This is a genomic window from Longispora urticae, assembly GCF_053902585.1.
In genome coordinates this window covers 52,250-68,763 of the sequence record NZ_JAQZSH010000049.1, presented here as the reverse complement: position 1 = coordinate 68,763, position 16,514 = coordinate 52,250, and the positions used below count along the sequence as shown (strand labels likewise).

General features: G+C 74.4%; 16 protein-coding genes. 10 read left to right on the top strand and 6 right to left on the bottom strand.

All coding sequences use genetic code 11. The features are described 5' to 3' along the window. Window positions 1–11: 11 nt before the first annotated feature. Window positions 12–887 (bottom strand): CPBP family intramembrane glutamic endopeptidase, encoded by an 876-nt coding sequence (locus tag PT931_RS33575; protein WP_456249739.1) that lies wholly within the window; start codon window positions 885–887, stop codon window positions 12–14. A 157-nt stretch (window positions 888–1,044) separates the two neighbouring features. On the opposite strand from PT931_RS33575, the gene PT931_RS33570 reads away from it, so the two are divergent. The 3 genes from PT931_RS33570 (at window position 1,045) to PT931_RS33560 (ending at window position 3,645) form a co-directional block, all read left to right on the top strand. Further along, window positions 1,045–2,364: a sensor histidine kinase gene (locus PT931_RS33570; RefSeq protein ID WP_456249738.1), complete on the top strand. Its 1,320-nt coding sequence runs from the start codon at window positions 1,045–1,047 to the stop codon at window positions 2,362–2,364. Continuing rightward, window positions 2,349–3,002 (top strand): response regulator, encoded by a 654-nt coding sequence (locus PT931_RS33565; RefSeq protein ID WP_456249737.1) that lies wholly within the window; start codon window positions 2,349–2,351, stop codon window positions 3,000–3,002. The genes PT931_RS33570 and PT931_RS33565 overlap by 16 nt, the downstream gene beginning before the upstream one ends. Before the next feature lie 103 nt (window positions 3,003–3,105). Then, the gene (locus tag PT931_RS33560; protein ID WP_456249736.1) at window positions 3,106–3,645 is read left to right on the top strand and encodes a HEAT repeat domain-containing protein; all 540 of its coding nucleotides are present in this window, start codon (window positions 3,106–3,108) and stop codon (window positions 3,643–3,645) included. A gap of 2 nt (window positions 3,646–3,647) precedes the next feature. On the opposite strand, the gene PT931_RS33555 is transcribed toward PT931_RS33560, so the two are convergent. Then, on the bottom strand, window positions 3,648–4,418 hold the full coding sequence (locus PT931_RS33555) for an ATP-grasp domain-containing protein (protein ID WP_456249735.1): 771 nt from the start codon (window positions 4,416–4,418) through the stop codon (window positions 3,648–3,650). Between the two features lie 134 nt (window positions 4,419–4,552). Between PT931_RS33555 and PT931_RS33550 the strand changes: the two genes are divergently transcribed. The 3 genes from PT931_RS33550 to PT931_RS33540 all read left to right on the top strand — a co-directional run bounded on the left by PT931_RS33550 (window position 4,553) and on the right by PT931_RS33540 (window position 7,842). Continuing rightward, a complete protein-coding gene (locus PT931_RS33550) occupies window positions 4,553–5,308 on the top strand; it encodes a peptidylprolyl isomerase (RefSeq protein WP_456249734.1) in 756 nt (251 codons plus the stop codon). 76 nt (window positions 5,309–5,384) lie between these two features. Further along, a complete protein-coding gene (locus PT931_RS33545) occupies window positions 5,385–6,788 on the top strand; it encodes a cytochrome P450 (RefSeq protein ID WP_456249733.1) in 1,404 nt (467 codons plus the stop codon). A gap of 151 nt (window positions 6,789–6,939) precedes the next feature. Next, the gene (locus tag PT931_RS33540) at window positions 6,940–7,842 is read left to right on the top strand and encodes a DNA-3-methyladenine glycosylase family protein (protein WP_456249732.1); all 903 of its coding nucleotides are present in this window, start codon (window positions 6,940–6,942) and stop codon (window positions 7,840–7,842) included. Between the two features lie 72 nt (window positions 7,843–7,914). Here the strand turns inward: PT931_RS33540 and PT931_RS33535 are convergent, their stop codons facing one another. After that, window positions 7,915–8,349 (bottom strand): DUF1707 SHOCT-like domain-containing protein, encoded by a 435-nt coding sequence (locus PT931_RS33535; protein WP_456249731.1) that lies wholly within the window; start codon window positions 8,347–8,349, stop codon window positions 7,915–7,917. Between the two features lie 161 nt (window positions 8,350–8,510). On the opposite strand from PT931_RS33535, the gene PT931_RS33530 reads away from it, so the two are divergent. From PT931_RS33530 to PT931_RS33520, 3 genes are read left to right on the top strand one after another with little or no spacing between them, the layout of a single operon-like run. Next, window positions 8,511–9,641 (top strand): sensor histidine kinase, encoded by a 1,131-nt coding sequence (locus PT931_RS33530; RefSeq protein WP_456249730.1) that lies wholly within the window; start codon window positions 8,511–8,513, stop codon window positions 9,639–9,641. Then, window positions 9,638–10,303, top strand: coding sequence for a response regulator transcription factor (locus tag PT931_RS33525; protein WP_456249729.1), 666 nt, complete (start codon window positions 9,638–9,640; stop codon window positions 10,301–10,303). The genes PT931_RS33530 and PT931_RS33525 overlap by 4 nt, the downstream gene beginning before the upstream one ends. Before the next feature lie 26 nt (window positions 10,304–10,329). After that, window positions 10,330–10,863 carry an anthrone oxygenase family protein gene (locus PT931_RS33520; protein ID WP_456249728.1) on the top strand — a complete coding sequence of 178 codons (534 nt, stop codon included), beginning with the start codon at window positions 10,330–10,332 and terminating at the stop codon, window positions 10,861–10,863. A 36-nt stretch (window positions 10,864–10,899) separates the two neighbouring features. Here the strand turns inward: PT931_RS33520 and PT931_RS33515 are convergent, their stop codons facing one another. After that, the gene (locus tag PT931_RS33515; RefSeq protein WP_456249727.1) at window positions 10,900–13,692 is read right to left on the bottom strand and encodes a BTAD domain-containing putative transcriptional regulator; all 2,793 of its coding nucleotides are present in this window, start codon (window positions 13,690–13,692) and stop codon (window positions 10,900–10,902) included. 192 nt (window positions 13,693–13,884) lie between these two features. Between PT931_RS33515 and PT931_RS33510 the strand changes: the two genes are divergently transcribed. After that, window positions 13,885–14,364: a hypothetical protein gene (locus PT931_RS33510; protein ID WP_456249726.1), complete on the top strand. Its 480-nt coding sequence runs from the start codon at window positions 13,885–13,887 to the stop codon at window positions 14,362–14,364. A gap of 55 nt (window positions 14,365–14,419) precedes the next feature. On the opposite strand, the gene PT931_RS33505 is transcribed toward PT931_RS33510, so the two are convergent. Together PT931_RS33505 and PT931_RS33500 are read right to left on the bottom strand one after the other, a co-directional pair. Beyond that, entirely contained in the window at window positions 14,420–15,523 is a 1,104-nt protein-coding gene (locus PT931_RS33505; protein ID WP_456249725.1) for a phospholipase D-like domain-containing protein, read from the bottom strand. A 10-nt stretch (window positions 15,524–15,533) separates the two neighbouring features. Then, window positions 15,534–16,424 carry a LysR family transcriptional regulator gene (locus PT931_RS33500; RefSeq protein WP_456249724.1) on the bottom strand — a complete coding sequence of 297 codons (891 nt, stop codon included), beginning with the start codon at window positions 16,422–16,424 and terminating at the stop codon, window positions 15,534–15,536. Window positions 16,425–16,514 lie beyond the last annotated feature (90 nt).

Here is a 16,514-nt window from a genome sequence, read left to right as displayed (position 1 = left end):
AGCGGAGTGTGTCAGGTCCGGCCGCCGACCCGTTCCCCCGGTGTCGACGCGGCCACCGGGAGGCCGGTCGGGAGCGGGCGCAGTCGGCCGGTGCCGAGGATCCAGACGCACAGCACGGCCATCGGCACCGAGGCGAACACGTTGACCAGCGTCGGGTCCAGTTCGACCCCGTCGCGGGTGAGCAGCGCGCCCGACAGCAGGAACAGCACCATGTTGTTCCCGGCGTGCGCCAGGCTCGGTACCCACACGCTGGCGCCGCGCTGCCGGAGCCAGGCCAGGATGATCTCCTGGAGGACGAACGACACCGTCCAGCTGGTCAGTCCGAGCACCACGTTCGGGAAGTGCACATAGCCGAGGAACGCCAGCGGGTAGTGCCACACCGCCCAGATCAGCCCGGTGACCACCACCGAGGCGACCGGCCGGGCGGGGAACAGCCGGAGGCGCAGGTAGCTGGTCCAGCCGAACTCCTCGCCCCAGTAGACCGGGGCCAGCAGGGGCAGCAGCGCCAGCAGGACGAGGATGACGGCCCAGCCGGGTACCCCGTCGACGAGCCGGTCCAGCGCCGACCAGTCCGGGATCCGCACCCCGGACGCGCCCGCGACCGCCACGGTGCCCAGGACGAAGAACAACGGCCCGAACCACGCCATCAGGTACGAGGTCCACGCCGGCCGGACCCGCAGCGCCAGCCCCGCGTCGGCGAAGCCCTCCCGGGTCACCCACCGGCGCACCACCACGGCCGCGATCGCCGGGGCGAAGGCCATCGGGAGCTGGACGCGCGGGTCGGCCAGGGACAGCCCCCACAGCAGTCGGGCGGCGAACATGGACGCCCAGGCGAGCCCGAAGGCCAGTACCAGAAAAGTCAGGACGCCCTTGACCTTCGGTGTCACCGCAAGTTCCCCTCTCGTGTCGGAGAGGCCAGGAAAGCACCCGGTGAGCTGCCGGAACCCGACCGCCAGCCACCGTCGTGCGGGTATGGCGGGCCATACCCGGGGACTATGGGCGGACCGGTGGGACGCGCCGCCCGGGCTGACTAGCGTGGGTCCGGTGACGATCTCCACGGCGCTCTCGGCGCTGACCCGACGCTCCTACCTCCGCACCGGCTGGCCCTGGCGGTCCCTCGGCTACCTGATCAGCACCCCGCTGCCGGCCGCCGTCGTCGCGGTGCCGCTGTCCGTGCTCGGCATGCCCTGGATGCTCGCCGCCGGCGGGGTGTCCTCCGACAGCCCGCACGCCACCCTCCCGAACCTGGCGATCCTGATCGTCACCGGCACGGTGCTGATGGGGGTGTTCGGCCCGCTGGTCGCGCTCCCGCTGGCCACCGTGGAACGCCGCCGGCTCGCGCTGGTCGACGTGCGCCCGGTGCCGTCCCCGCACCGCCGGCCGCCGGCCGTGGGACCCTGGTCCTGGCTGGTCACCCGCTACACCGAGCCGGCGACCTGGCGCGCCGTCGCCTACGCGGTACTCCTCGTGACCGTCGCCCCGGTGGTCTACGGGGCCGTCGGGCTCGTGACGTTCCTGATCGTGGCCCTGGCCGCCAGCCCGCTCCTGCTCGGCTCGGGTTCGATCTCCCTCGGGTTCGGCCAGGCCGACACCGTCCCCGAGACCCTGCCGTACTGCGCCGTCGGTCTCCTGCTGCTGGTGGCGGTCCCCTACCTCTTCGGCCTGCTCGCCGGGGCGCACGGCGCACTCGCCCGCGCCCTGCTCGCCGGCTCCGCCGACACCGGCCTGCACGCCGAACTCGTCGAGGTGTCCCGCTCCCGGGCCCGGCTCGTCGACGCGTTCGAGGCCGAGCGCCGCCGGATCGAACGCGACCTGCACGACGGCGCCCAGCAGCGGCTCGTCGGCCTCACCCTGCACCTCGGGATCGCCCGGGTCCGCACCCCCGCCGACTCCCCCGCCTACCCGCACGTCACCCAGGCCCACGACCAGGCCAAACAGCTGATGGACGAGCTGCGTGACCTGATCAGGGGCATCCATCCCCGGGTACTGACCGACCGGGGCCTGCCCGCCGCGCTCGGCGAGCTGGCCGACTCCTCCCCGATGCCCGTCGAGGTCGACGCCGCGCTCCCCGGCCGGCTGCCCGCCGCCGTCGAGGGCACCGCGTACTTCGTGGTCGCCGAGGCGCTCGCCAACGTGGCCCGGCACAGCGGCGCGACCGGCGCCCGGGTGTACGCCGCCCGGGGCGCCGACCGGCTCGCCGTCGAGATCCACGACGACGGCCGGGGCGGGGCCGACCCGGCGCGCGGCTCCGGACTCACGGGCCTCGCCGACCGGGCCGCCGCGGTGGGCGGCAGACTGTACGTGTCCAGCCCGGTCGGCGGTCCGACCCTCGTCCGCGTGGAGCTGCCGTGCCCGTCCGCGTAGTCCTCGCCGAGGACGGTGTCCTGCTCCGCGAGGGGCTCGCCGGCCTGCTCACCGCGTACGGCTTCACCGTCGTGGCCGCCGTGGGCGACGGGGAGGCCCTGGTCGCCGCCGTCGCCGAGCACCTCCCCGACCTGGTGGTCACCGACATCCGGATGCCGCCCGGGTTCACCGACGAGGGGCTGCGGGCGGCCGTCGAGCTGCGGCGGCGGTATCCGGAGCTGGCCGTGGTCGCGCTCAGCCAGTACGTCGAGCGCAGTTACGCCGCCGACCTGCTGGACTCCGGCGACGGGCGGCGGATCGGGTACCTCCTGAAGGACCGGGTCGTCGACGTCGAGGAGTTCATCGGGTCCCTGCGCCAGGTCGTGGACGGCGGGACCGTGGTGGACCCGCAGGTCGTGCGGCAGCTGGTCCGGCGGCGGCGGGATCCGCTGTCGACGCTGTCGGAGCGGGAGCGCGAGGTGCTGGCGCTGATCGCGGAGGGGCACTCCAACGGGGCCATCGCCCGGCTGCTGGTGGTGTCGGAGGTGACCGTGGGCAAGCATGTCGGGAACATCTTCGCGAAGTTGACGCTGCCACCGGCGGCGGACGGGCACCGGCGGGTGCTGGCGGTGCTGGCGTATCTGCGGGGCGGGGAGTAGAGGGGTACCGGGCGCGGTAGCCCTTCTCGGCCCGGCGCGGACGGCCGCGTTCCGGGCGGCCCGACCCCGGAGGCGACCTGGCCGCGTGCGGCATGATGAGGCGGTGACCGAGCCCGTCCCCGTGTCCGCCAGTCCCGCCGAGCGGGTCCGGGCCGCCTGCGCCCGGTGGGGCGAGCCCGAGGTCGTCGACCGGTGCGCGGACCTGCTGCGGGGCGTACCCGCCGACGATGTCGACCTGATCCTGCACCTGGGCGGACGCGGCGCCGACAACCTCCTCGCGTCGGACGCGCTCGTCTACTGGCCCGCCGTGTGGGCCGCCCGGGCCCTGCTCTACGCGTGGCGCCCGGCCGCCGGGCCGGCCGTCGTGGGCGCGCTCGGGCACGGGGCCTGGCGGGTCCGCGAGATGGCGGCCAAGGTGTGCGCGCTCCGCGAACTCGGCGAGGCGGCCGAACCGCTCGCCGTCGCGCTGGGCGATCCGGTGCCCCGGGTCCGCGCCGCCGCGTGCCGGGCGCTCGGCGCGGTCGGGGAGGCCGAGCACGCCGAGGGGCTGCGGGAGCTCCTCGACGACCCCGATCCGGAGGTACGCCGCCGCGCCGAGCAGGCCCTCGACCGCCTGTCCCGCCGGCTCGACCGGGACCTGTAGGGCTACGCCCGCACGAAGCGCCGGTCCCGTTCCGCCAGCCGCGCCCGGGGTCCGGCCGCCCGCAGCACGACGTCGAGCACCCGGTCGACGTCCGCCGCGTACGCGTGGCTGAACCAGGCCATGTTCGCCTCCACCACGGCCCAGCGCGGCTCCCGCCCGGCGACGAGCCCGACATCCACCACCACGGCACCCGGCAGCGACCCGGCGTGCCCGTCGAGCAGCCCGGCCGCGAACGCGGACACGTCGGCCCGACGCGCGCTGTGTTCCAGCGGCACCGGGTCGAGCTGCCCGAACGTCAGGTACCGGCTCGCCGTGTGCACCCGGCCGTCGAGGACGAACAGCCGGTACTCCACGACGAACCGCACCACCTCCGCGACCAGTACCACGGTGTCGGGGTCGCCGTCGGGCAGATGGGAGCCGTCCGGGTACACCTTCGCGGCCAGGCCCTTCTCCCGGGGCTGCTTCACGAACGCCGGGCCGGTCAGCCCCCGGGCCTCGCCGAGCGTGGCGAGCCACACGTCCCGCCCCCGGTACCGGAGCGGCAGTCCCGGCAGCCAGTCGTCGGTGGGTTCGACCGGCGCGACGTCGAGGGCTCCCGCCACGGCGGCCGTGAAGCGCGGGCCCGCGTAGAGGTGCGCCGGGCCGCGCACCGTGCCGGGTACCGACGGGCCGGCGAGCCGGGTCACGGTCAGGCCCCGCGCGGCGGCGGCGTCGGCGAGGAGTTCCCCGGTGCTGTTGACGCGGTCGGGCAGGACGAACAGGTCGGTACTCACGTCTCGATCCTCCCGGACCGGGCCAGCGGTTTACGGCCGGCGGGGCGGCCCGCTGCCCTTGACTGTGGGTGGCGGATCGACTACAACCGATACTCGTGTCCGAATTCCGGCACCCTGTCCCCGGGAGGACCTCCGTGCCCCACACCCCAGTCCGTCTGAGCCGGGCGGTCGCGCACCTCGCGACGGTCGTGCTGGCCACCGGGGCGCTGGTCGCCGTCGGCGCCGGTCCCGCGCTCGCCGCCGGAGACCCGAAGCCGCCGAAGACGACGCACGGCCCGTGCCGGTACACGGAGACGCCCGACGAGCCGCCCGCCCGGCGCGTGGGGCTGCCGCCCGACCCGCGCCGCACCCCGGCCCGCGGCACCGTGGACGCCGAGCTGCGCACCAACCACGGCGACATCACCGTGGTCCTCGACCGGGCCCAGGCGCCCTGCACCGTGCAGAGTTTCCTGCACCTCGTCGAGCACCGGTTCTACGACCGGTCGCCGTGCCACCGGCTGACCACGTACGGCACGCTCAAGGTGCTGCAGTGCGGCGATCCGTCGGGGACGGGCGAGGGCGGTCCGGGGTACAAGTACAAGGACGAGCTGCCCACGAACCTGCCGCCCGCGCCGAACGACCCGACCGGCCAGCGCCGGATCTACCCGCGCGGCACCCTGGCCATGGCCAACGCCGGCCCGGACACCAACGGCAGCCAGTTCTTCCTGGTGTACGCCGACTCCGTCCTCCGGCCGAACTACACGGTCTTCGGCCACGTGGACGAGCGCGGCATGCGGGCGCTGGACACGATCGCGGCCGGCGGCGTGCAGCCGACCCCGGAGGACCCGGCCCCGCTGGACGGCCCGCCGGCCCTGGCGACGACGATCAGCCGCGCGAAGGCGCACTGCTAGCCGCGGCCGATCCGCAGCGGGCCGACCTCGGCCCGGCGGGCAGGTACCACCCGGCAGCGAGTGAAGGGCAGACGACATGACCCTGATCGACCCCCCGACCCGCCCGACCCCCACCCGCAAGGCACGGCGCATCAGGATCCTGCGCAACGTGCGCCAACTGCGCAACCACCCCCGCGAGTTCTTCGCCGCGATCGGCCGCCAGATCCCCCGGGGCGAGATCGGGGTGATCCGGCTCGGCCCCGTCCGCGCGCTGCTGGTGACCCGGCCCGAGCACGCCCGGCAGGTGTTCGTCGACCAGAAGGACCGGTACGGCAGGTACGGCATGATGTGGACCCCGCTGACGGCCCTCAACGGGGACGGGCTGGCGGGCGAGGGCCCCCTGCACGCCCGTAGCCGGGCGCTGATCGCGCCGCTGTTCGGGCCGGCCCGGATCGCCCGGATCACCGAGCACATGTCCACGGCGGTCGACCAGGCGGTGACCGAGCTCGGCGCGCGGGCCGGAGGGGGCGTGGTCCGGGGCGAGCGCGAGGTGCGCCGGATCGCGTACCGCGCGCTGCTGCGGGCGTTCTTCGGGGACCGGATCTCGATCGAGGACGCCGACGACCTGGGCGACGCCATCGCCGACGCGTTCGCCGCGCTCAACTCGCGGATGCTGATGCCGTTCGTGCCGCGCGGCGTGCCCATGCCCGGGGACCGGCGGTTCGCGCGGGCGGTGGCGATGGTGGACCGGATCATGTACCCGCTCGTGGACGCGGCGATGGCGGCGGCGGCCGCCGCGCCGCCGGCCGGGCCGAACTCGGCGACGACCTTCGAGGGCGGGGACATCATCACCTGGTTGGCGGCCGACAACCACCAGCTGGACGTGCCGCTGTCCCGGAAGGAGATCAGGGACAACCTGACCACGTTGTTCGTCGGCGGGTCGGAGACGACCGCCGTGGCGCTCGCCTGGCTGCTGATCACGCTGGAGGGCCACCCCGAGGTCGCCGCGCGGATCGGCGAGGAGGTGCGCCGGGTCGTCGGCACCGACGTGCCCGAAGCCCGCCACCTGGAGTCGCTCACCTACACGAAGCAGGCGTACCGCGAGATCCTGAGGGTCTACCCCGGAGGGTGGGTCCTGCCCCGCACCGCGGTCGAGCACGACACGCTCGGCGGTGTCGCCGTCGAGCCCGGGGACACCATCATCATGAGCCAGTGGCTCGGCCACCGGATCGAGGACGTCTGGCCCGACGCCGAGACCTTCGACCCGGAGCGGTGGAATCCCGACAACGAGGCCGAGAGCACCCGCCGGCTGCTCACGTTCGGGGGCGGCGCGCACCTGTGTCTCGGCAGGTTCCTCACGGTCGCCGAGGCGCAGCTGATCCTCGCCCGGATCTACCGCGACTACGTCCCGACGGTGACCAACGCCGCCACCGTCGAGCTGCGCGGCGAGATCTCGATCCGGCCCGGACGCATCGACCTGGTCCTCACGCCGCGCCCGTAGGCCACGCGCTGTGCCCCGTCGAACCGGCGGGGCACAGCCGGGTCCGGGCGGTCCGGGCACGGGCCGGCCGGAGCACGGTCCGGGACCGGGGCCGGGCCGGTCGAGGCGGTGGCCCGGCACGGCACCGGGGCGGGCGTGGGACAGTGGGGGCGTGCTCCGGGTACTCACTCCCCCGGCCGGCTACCACCTCGCCGGCTCCGTCGGCCCGCTCTCCATGGGCCGCCACGACCCGTGCGCCCGCTTCGTCGCCGGCACGTTCTGGTGGACGGCCCGCACCCCGGACGGCCCCGCCACGCTGTCCCTGACCAGGGTCGGCGCCGACCTGCACGCGACCGGCCACGGCCCGGGCGCGGCGCACGTGCTGGACCGGGCCGACGCGGTCGCCGGCCTGCGCGACGACCTGACAGGTTTCGCGGAGCTCGCCGGCGCGCACCCCCTGGTGGCCCGCCTGGCGAAGACCCATCGGGGGGTACGGCTGCCCGCCACCGGACAGGTCTTCGCCCGGCTGCTCCGCGCGGTTCTGGAGCAGAAGGTGACGGGCAAGGAGGCCTACGGGGCGTACTCGGCGATCGTCCGGACGTTCGGCACCCCCGCGCCCGGCCCGGTCCCCGCGCTGTGGGTGCCCCCGGACCCGGCGGACCTCGCGGCCGCCCCGTACTGGGAGTTCCACCCGCTGGGGGTCGAGCAGCGCCGGGCCGACACGCTGCGCCGGGCGGCGGCCGTCGCGGCCCGCCTCGAACGGTGCGCGGACGCCGCCGAGGCCACCGCGCGCATGACGGCGCTGCCCGGGATCGGCCCGTGGACGGCCGCCGAGGTGGTCCGGACCGCCTACGGGGACCCGGACGCCGTCAGCGTCGGCGACTACCACCTGCCGAACATCGTCGCGTGGGCCCTGGCCGGGGAGCCGCGCGCGGACGACGCCCGGATGCTCGACCTGCTGGCCCCGTTCGCCGGGCACCGCGGCCGGGTGTGCGTACTCCTGGCCGCCGCCGGGGTGGGCGGCCCGCCCCGGCGGGGCCCCCGGATGCCGGTCCGGTCCTTCTCCGGCTACTGACCACCGCGTGGAGCGGGGCCGATCGGGCCGTGCCGCCCGGTCGACCCCGCCCGTTCCCCGTCCCGGCCCCGCTCAGGCCGAGGCCGGTCCGAAGCCGCGCCGCGACCCGCACCCGCCGCCCCGCCCGCCGCCCATCCGGTGGTACGCCCCCCGGCGCAGCACGAGGAAGGCGACGAACAGGATCGGCAGGATGGGCCAGAAGAAGTGCCCGGTGAACAGCGCGAACGTCAGAACGACGGCGAGCGCGGTGCCCAGCACGGCCGCCTTGCGCCGCCCCCACCGCCGGAACTCGGTCACGGCCTCGGGGGTGCGCCAGCGCAACTGGCGCGGCAGGTCGGTGAGCAGGACGTCGAGCTCGTGGCGGTACCTGGCCGCGTAGGCCGCCGCCTGCCGCTCGTCGGTCTCCTCCAGGGTGAGCATTCCCTCGGCGAGCGCGGCGCGCAGGAAGGCGACGGTCTGTTCGCGTTCCTTGTCGGAGGCGCGGACCTGGCCCGGTTCGTGTGACATTGTGACCTCCTGAGGTGATGGCTCAAGTGTGGGCGGCGGGGCCCCGCGCGGCATCGGCCCGACGGAGTCGATCGGGGCGCGCCGGATACTCCCCGGGGAGTAGTCGGGCCGCCTCCCCCGAGCGGACGCCCCCGGTATCCGGAGTGCACTACCCTGCGGGCATGCGTCGAGTTCGTCCGCGCCCGTTGCGGGTGGTGCCCCCGCTGACGTGGCGGGTGCGGGTGCTGCCCCTGGTGGTGGCGGCCGTGCAGATCGTCGGCACGCGCGCGGTGACCGCCGACGACGCGGTGCTCGACGCGCGCGGGTACGCGCTGCTCGCGGCGTCCGGACTGGTCCTCTACCTGGGCCGGGTGCACGTGGCCCTCCCGCTGGCCGGCACCCTGGCGGCGACGGGCGGCTACCTGGCCCTCGGGTACCCGTGGGGGCCGATCGGTCTCGGGTTCCTGATCGCGCTCTTCCTGACGATCCTGACCGGACACCGGAAGTGGGCGAAGGCGGCCGCGGCGACCGGGCTGGCGGGGTTCCTGGCGATCGGGCTGCTGGTGGAGCGGGATCCGGCGCCGACGGTGGGCCGGATGTTCGGGGTGGCGGCCTGGCTGGTGGGCACGATGATGGTGGCCGAGTTCGTCCGGGTCCGCCGGCTGCACTTCACCGAGGTGGCCCGGACCCGGATGGAGGAGCACAAGCGGCAGTCCAGCGACGAGCGGCTCCGGATCGCCCGGGAGCTGCACGACGTGATCGCGCACAACATCTCCCTGATCAACGTGCAGGCCGGGGTGGCGCTGCACCTGCTCGACGACGACCCGGGCCAGGCCCGCGAGGCGCTGACCGTGATCAAGGCGGCGAGCAAGGAGACCCTGCAGGAGCTGCGGTCCACCCTGGGCGTGCTGCGCCAGGTGGACGAGGAGGCGCCGCGGGCGCCCGCGCCGAGCCTGGACCGGCTGGACGAGCTGCTGGGCCGCCTCGCCGTGTCCGGCCTGGACGTCCGCCTGACGGTGACCGGCACCGCCCGCGAACTGCCCGCGAACGCCGACCTGGCGGCGTTCCGGATCGTCCAGGAGGCCCTGACCAATGTGTACCGGCACGCGCACGTGGACACCGCCCGGGTGCTGGTCGGCTACGAGCCGGACGCGGTGACCGTGGAGATCCTCGACGACGGGGTGGGCGGCGGCTCGACGGCGGGCAACGGGCTGACGGGGATGCGGGAGCGGGCCGACGCGCTCGGCGGGACGCTCGTCGCGGGCCCCCGGCCGGAGGGCGGCTTCCGGGTGTACGGCAGGCTGCCGACATGATCCGCGTGCTGCTCGCCGACGACCAGGCCCTCGTCCGGGGCGGCTTCCGCGCGCTGCTGGCCGCGCAGGAGGGCATGGAGGTGGTCGCCGAGGCCCCCGACGGGGTGGAGGCGGTCCGGTTGACCCGGGAGCACCGGCCGGACGTGGTGCTGATGGACATCCGGATGCCCCGGCTCGACGGGATCGAGGCGACCCGCCAGATCGCGGCCGACCCGGCGCTGGCCGAGGTGCGGGTGGTGATCCTGACGACGTTCGAGCACGACGAGTACGTGTTCGAGGCGCTGCGGGTCGGGGCGAGCGGGTTCCTGGTCAAGGACACCGAACCGGCCGACCTGATCCAGGCGGTGCGGGTGGTGGCCCGGGGCGACGCGCTGCTGTCCCCGGGGGTGACCCGGCGGCTGATCGCGGAGTTCGCGACCCGGTCGCGGGGGCCGGTGGCCATGCCGGGGCTCGACGCGCTCACGGACCGGGAGCGCGAGGTGATGGCGCTGGCGGCGGGCGGCCTGACGAACGAGCAGATCGCGGAGCGGTTGTTCCTGTCCCCGGCGACGGCGAAGACGCACGTGTCCCGGGCGATGGTGAAGCTGGGGGCCCGCGACCGCGCCCAGCTGGTGGTGTTCGCCTACGAGTCGGGGCTGGTGCGGCCGGGCTGGACGGGATAGGTACCCGGAAAAAGACCGTGGTTTCGATGCCCAAGATCATGTTGACTGTGGGCATGACCGGAAACCTGCTGCGAGGGGCCGTCCTGATCGCGGCCACCCTCACCACGGGCCTGATCGCGGGCCTGTTCTACGCCTTCTCCGTCGCCGTCATGCCGGGCCTGCGCGCGGCGGAGGACCGCAGCTTCGTCGACACGATGCAGCGGATCAACGTGGCCATCCTCAACGGCTGGTTCATGCTGTGCTTCCTGGGCGCGCTGGCGCTGACCGCCGCCGCGGCCCTGCTGCACCTGCGCGCGGCGACCCGGGCGGCGCTGCCGTGGCTGATCGCGGCGTTCGTGCTGTACCTGGTGATGTTCGTCGTCACCGCGGCCGTGAACGTGCCCCTGAACAACGCGCTGGACGCCGCCGGGAGGCCGGGCGCGATCACGGATCTGGCGGCGGTGCGGGCGAGGTTCGAGGCGACCTGGGTGGGGTGGAACATCGTGCGCGCGGTCGCGTCGACGGCGGCGTTCGGCTGCCTGACCTGGGCGCTGGTCCTGTTCGGCCGGTCGACGGCCTAGAACCTTCCGATGGGTACGGAGGGGGGCGCCCCTCCCTCACCGCTCCGCCAGCACCTCCGCCACCACGGCCGCCAGACTGCTCCCCCGCACCGACTCCACGACCTTCGCGACCCGCTCCCCCAGCGCGGCGCCCGCCCCCGCCCGGGTCTCGGCCCGCTCGGCCAGCCGGAACTGGTTCGTCATCCCCATCACGCCCAGCCGGTCCCACTCCCGGTCGGTGACGGTGAGCAGCTTCAACGCGCGCGCGGGCCGGCCCTCGGCGTACTCGAGGCCCGCCAGTCCGTCGAGGACCTCCATCTGTCCGGTGGGCAGGCCCAGGTCGTAGTACTCGGCGAGGCTCTCGCGGTAGAGGGCGCGCGCGCCGGCCAGGTCCCCGAGCCGGCGGCGCACCATCGCCAGGTTGCTAGTCGCGGCGGCCATCCCGACCGGCTGACTGCCGGCGTCCCGGCACGCGTCGCGGATGTCGGCGAACAGCTCCCCGGCCTCGGCCAGCCGGCCCTGCCCGCACAGCGCCAGGCCGAGCGGGGTGCCGGCGACGATCGCCCGGTACTTGTCCCCGCCCTCCTCGCACGCCCGCCGGCACTCCACGGCGAACTCCTCCGCCGCGACGTAGTCGCACTGGGCCAGGGCGGTGAACGACAGCCCGTTCAGCGCGCTCTGCAACGCCCGCAGGTCGCCCAGTTCCCGGCAGGCGGCCAGCGACTGCTCGCCCCACTTGCGGGCCAGCTCCAGGTCGCCGGAGCCCCGGACCAGCGCGGACGCGGCCCGGGTGGCGCGGACGAACGCGGCCGGGGACAGCTCGACGGCCGGGTCCTCCAGGGCGCGGCGGACCCAGCCGAGGGCCTCGACGCTCATGCCGTGGTCGCTCCAGTACCACCACATCGACGCGCCGATCCCGACTGCCGTCTCCGGGTCGCCGCCGTCCTCGAAGCACCACCGCACGGCGGCCCGGAAGTTGGGCACCTCGGCCCGGACCAGCCGCAGCCGGGGGCCGGCGGTCTCGGCCTGGTAGGACTGCTCGGCGAACTCCGCGTACCACCGCGCGTGCCGGCGGCGCAGCTCCGGGGCCTCGCCGGACTCCGCGAGCTGCCCGGCCGCGTACTCCCGGACCAGCTCCAGCATCCGGTACCGGGTGCCCTCGGCGCTCTCCTCGGCGACGACCACGGACTGGTCCACGAGCCGGGCGAGCACGTCGTGCCCCGCGCCGGTGACGGCCTCCACGGCGTCGGCCCGGCAGCCGTCCACGAACACGGCGAGCCCCCGGAACAGGGCCTGCTCGTCGGGGGCCAGCAGCTGGTAGCTCCAGTCGATGGCGGCGCGCATGGTGCGGTGCCGGTCGGGGGTGGTCCGCGACCGGCGGTCGGCCAGGTCGAGCCGGCGGCCGAGGCGTTCGGCGACCTCGTCGAGGGACAGGGTGCGCAGCTGGGCGGCGGCGAGTTCGATGGCCAGCGGCAGGCCGTCGAGCCGGCGGGTGAGCTGCCGGGCGGTGCCGATGGTGGCGGCGGTGAGCGCGAACCCGGGCCGGGCGGCGGCGCCCCGGTCGGCGAGCAGCCGGACGGACTCGACCCGGGCGGCCACGGCGTCGGTGTCGTCCTCGGCGGGCACGGCCAGCCCGGCCAGGGGCCGGACCAGCTCGCCGGGCACGCCGAGCGGTTCGCGGCTGGTGGCGACGACCCGGACCCCGGCGCACTCGCGGAGCAGGGTGTCGACGATCTCGGCGCAGCTGTCGACCACGTGCTCGCAGTTGTCGAGGACGAGGAGCGCGCGGGCGTTGTGCAGCCGGGTGACGAGGCTGCGCAGGATCGGTTCGGAGGCGCGCTCGAAGACGTTGGCGGCGGCGGCCACCTTGCAGGTGACGACCGTGCCGGCGGGCACGGAGGCGAGTTCCACCACGTACGCGCCGTCGGGGTAGTCGGCGGCGGTGTCGCGGGCCAGTTCGAGGGCGAGACGGGTCTTGCCCGCGCCGCCGGGGCCGGTGACGGTCAGCAGCCGGGACGCGCCGAGCTGCGCGGCGAGCTGGTCGAGTTCGCGGCGGCGGCCGATGAACCGGCTCGGCGGCACCGGGATGGCCGACGGCGGGTCGAGGGTCGGGTCGCGGCGGTCGATGGCCCGGGCGAGCGCGGTGACCTCCTCGCCCGGTTCCACGCCGAGTTCGGTGTCGAGGACCTCGGCGAGCGCGGCGTAGCCGGCCTGGGCGTCGGCGATCCGGCCGCACCGGTACAGGGCGAGGAGGTGGGCGCGGGCCAGCCGGTCCCGGGTGGGGTGGGCGAGGACGACGCCGGCGAGTTCGGCGGCGACCCGGTGGTGCCGGCCGAGGGCCAGGTCGGCGTGCAGCCGGTCCTCCCAGGCGGACAGCCGCAGTTCGGCGAGCCGGAGCCGGGCGGCCTCGACGTCGGGGCCGGCGGGGATGCCCGCGTACGGTTCGCCCTTCCACAGGGCCAGCGCCGTGGCGAGGTCCTCGGCGGCCCGGGCGGGGTGGCTGGCAAGCCGGCTCCGCGCGGCGGCCACCAGGCTCTCGAACCGGCTGGCGTCGACCTCGTCGGGCGCGGCGTCCAGCACGTACCCGTTGGCGACGGTCACCAGCCGCCCGCCGAGTCCCTTGCGCAGGGCCGAGATGTGCACGTGCAGCGCGTGCAGGACGCTGGCCGGCGGGTCCTCGCCCCACAGCTGGTCGATCAGGTGCTCGACGGGCACCGCCCGGCCGGCGTGCACCAACAGGACACCGAGGACGGAACGCGGCCGGGGACCGCCGAGCCGCACCGGTTCCCCGTCGGCGCGGACCTCGATCGGCCCGAGTACCCGGAACTCCATGGTCGTGGTTCCCCCCACAGCCTCACCACCTTGAGCGAACGTTGAGCGCCAGCGGCCACGCTCTCCCCCAGGGCCCGATGCGCATCAAACCGCATCGACCCAGCCATGGGCAACTTAAATGCCATTTGCCGCAATGCGGGAAGCGTACGGCGGCGGCCCTGGCGAAGCCGGTCCCGTGACCGGTAGTCGACACCTATTCGGAGGAGAGCGATGTCTGCAGGAACTCGTCGGAGGATGCTGGCGGCCACGACCGGGCTCCTCGCGCTGGCCTGGACGCTCACGGCCTGTGAGCTGCCGATCGCGAAGCCCGCCCCGACCAACGGCCAGTCGGGCTCGGCCGCCCCGGAACCGACCGGGTCGGTTGCTCCGAAGGCCACCGCCAGCGCCAGCGCCGGCACCACCACGGTGGGCGACTTCTGCTCACTGTTCGAGAAGGACCAGGCGCTGCTGATGGGCATCGCCAAGACCGGCAGCTCCGCGATCGTGGGCGTCGACAAGGTGCGGGCGAAGAAGAACTTCCAGGCCATCCTCAACGCCACGCCGGCCGACCTGCGCACCGACATGCAGGTCATCGTCGCCCTGGACCTGGAACTCCTCGACGGCAAGCCGGGCGCGGAGATCCGGTTGGACAGCCCCGACGTGGAGGCGGCCATCGCGCACACCGACCTGTGGACCAGGAACAACTGCTAGGACCGTTCCACGGGTACGACGCGCCCGGCGGCTCCGGACGGGGGGCCGCCGGGCGTCACACCGGCCGGGCCAGGTCGGCGGTGATCCGGTCGATCTCGGCCAGCGCGAACGCCGCGATCTGGCGCTGGCGGGCCTCGGCGACGGGGTCGGTCTCGTCCAGGTCACCGAGGACGATCAGGTTCTCGTCGTTGAGGGTCGCGCCCGGGGCGGTGTAGTTGAAGCTGCCGGCGATGGTGAGCCGCTCGTCGACCACCATCAGCTTGTGGTGCACCTTGCGCACCCCCGTACCGGGCTTGTTCTCGAACAGCCGCACCCCGGCGGCCTTCAGGTCCGGGGTGGCCGCCCAGGTCATCGCGCCCTGGTTGCGGTCGAGGATCCCGCGCACCCGGGTCAGCGAGTCCACCAGCCGGATCATCGTGTCGTCGATGCCGGAGGACCGGGAGAAGGTGAACATCGCGAAGTCCACGCTCGACCTCGACTTGAGCATCTGCTTCATGATCTCCATCTCGGGGCCCTGCTGCGGGGCGAACAGGGGCTTGACCCGGATGCCGCCGAGCCGCAGCTCGGCCGGGCGGGGCTCGTGCCGCTCGTTGAGCGGGCCGAACGTGCCGGAGCGCAGGCTCGCGAACTCGGTGACGTACAGGCTGGCGACGCGCTTGCCGCGCAGTACCACCATGTGGTTGAGGTTGTTGCCCTTCTTGCCCCCGACGCCGGCCGGCGGGTTGGTGCCGGTGTCGGTGAGGGTGAAGTTGGCCGAGCCGGTCAGGACCGCCGCCGTCGGCAGCCCCGGGTCGCGGACCACGAACTTCTGGTGGAACAGGTCCGGGTTCAGGTCGGTGACCACGTCGATCCTGGCCCGCAGCAGGGCGGCGTGGATGGTCCGGTGGATCTCGTTGTCCCCGCCCAGCTCCCACGGCGTGAGCAGCGGCTTGTCCTCGGTGAGGTAGTTGCCCTCCAGGATCAGCTGGATCCGCACCCCGTGGGCCTTCGCGGCGATCACCGCCTCGGCGATCGGGCGCGAGTCCAGGGCCTGCACGGCGATGAGCAGCACCTCCTTGGCGCCGCCGAGGAAGTCCAGCACGACGGCCTCCAGATCGTCCGGCCCGCCGAGCACCGGCGGACCGGTGTAGAACTCGACGCCGCCCAGGTCGACACCCATCGAATTCCTCCTATTTCTCGGCGACGGCCGCGCACACGGCCACGAAGTCCGCGATGATCCGGCGCCGGTCGTCGCGGTGCCACGCCAGCGCCACCCGGGTCGGGGAGATCCGGTCCACCGGGCGGTAGACCACCCCCGGCCGGGTGTAGAACCGGGCCGTCGACTCGGCCGTGAAGCACACCCCGAAGCCGTTGGCGATGGCCTCCATCCACTCGTCGGACGAGTGCACCTCCGCGCCGATCCGGACCGGGTGGCCCCCGCGTTCCTCGACGGCCAGCCAGAAGTCGCGCCACTCCCCCGACTCGGCCGGGGTGGCCACGAACGGCTCGTCCAGCAGCGCGGCGAAGGGCACCACGTCGTGGGCGGCGAGCCGGTGCCCGGCCGGCAGCACCACCCAGCGGGGCTCGCTGAGCAGCACCTTCTGGTGGAAGCACTCGTCGGCCGGCACCGGGACCCGCAGGAACGCGACGTCCACCCGCCCGTCGCGCAGCCCGCAGGTCGGGTCGCCCCACTGGGCCTGGGACATGGTGACCTTCCAGTCCGGCCGGCGGCGGGCGAACTCCCGGAAGATCCGGGGGGTCAGCTCCCCGCACGCGTTGGCGATGAACCCGACCCGCAGGGTGCGGTTCTCCTCGGCGGCGGCCGCCCGGGTCGCGGTCAGCGACTCCGACCACTGGTCGAGCAGCCGGCGGGCCTGGGGCAGCAGCGCACGGCCCGCGTCGGTGAGCTCGACGTGCCGGCTGGAACGGCGCAGCAGGGTCAGGCGCAGCTGGCTCTCCAGCATCCTGACCTGCTTGGACAGCGCCGGCTGGGAGATGTGCAGGCGCTCGGCGGCCCGGGTGAAGTGCAGCTCCTCGGCAACCGAGACGAAGTACCGGAGGAGACGCAGATCCACGTCCATAACCACAAGTTATAGCAGTAATTCTTGGTAATAGTCCAAATTTATACCGATTATGAATAGGTTCCACTCGTCCGTGTCCGACCGGGGAGC

Excerpts from the sequence above, each read along its gene's own strand:
- PT931_RS33545 (WP_456249733.1), top strand. The coding sequence starts at position 5,385 with ATGACCCTGATCGACCCCCCGACCCGCCCGACCCCCACCCGCAAGGCA.
- PT931_RS33535 (WP_456249731.1), bottom strand. The coding sequence starts at position 8,349 with ATGTCACACGAACCGGGCCAGGTCCGCGCCTCCGACAAGGAACGCGAA.
- PT931_RS33530 (WP_456249730.1), top strand. The coding sequence starts at position 8,511 with ATGCGTCGAGTTCGTCCGCGCCCGTTGCGGGTGGTGCCCCCGCTGACG.
- PT931_RS33525 (WP_456249729.1), top strand. The coding sequence starts at position 9,638 with ATGATCCGCGTGCTGCTCGCCGACGACCAGGCCCTCGTCCGGGGCGGC.
- PT931_RS33520 (WP_456249728.1), top strand. The coding sequence starts at position 10,330 with ATGCCCAAGATCATGTTGACTGTGGGCATGACCGGAAACCTGCTGCGA.
- PT931_RS33510 (WP_456249726.1), top strand. The coding sequence starts at position 13,885 with ATGTCTGCAGGAACTCGTCGGAGGATGCTGGCGGCCACGACCGGGCTC.
- PT931_RS33505 (WP_456249725.1), bottom strand. The coding sequence starts at position 15,523 with ATGGGTGTCGACCTGGGCGGCGTCGAGTTCTACACCGGTCCGCCGGTG.
- PT931_RS33500 (WP_456249724.1), bottom strand. The coding sequence starts at position 16,424 with ATGGACGTGGATCTGCGTCTCCTCCGGTACTTCGTCTCGGTTGCCGAG.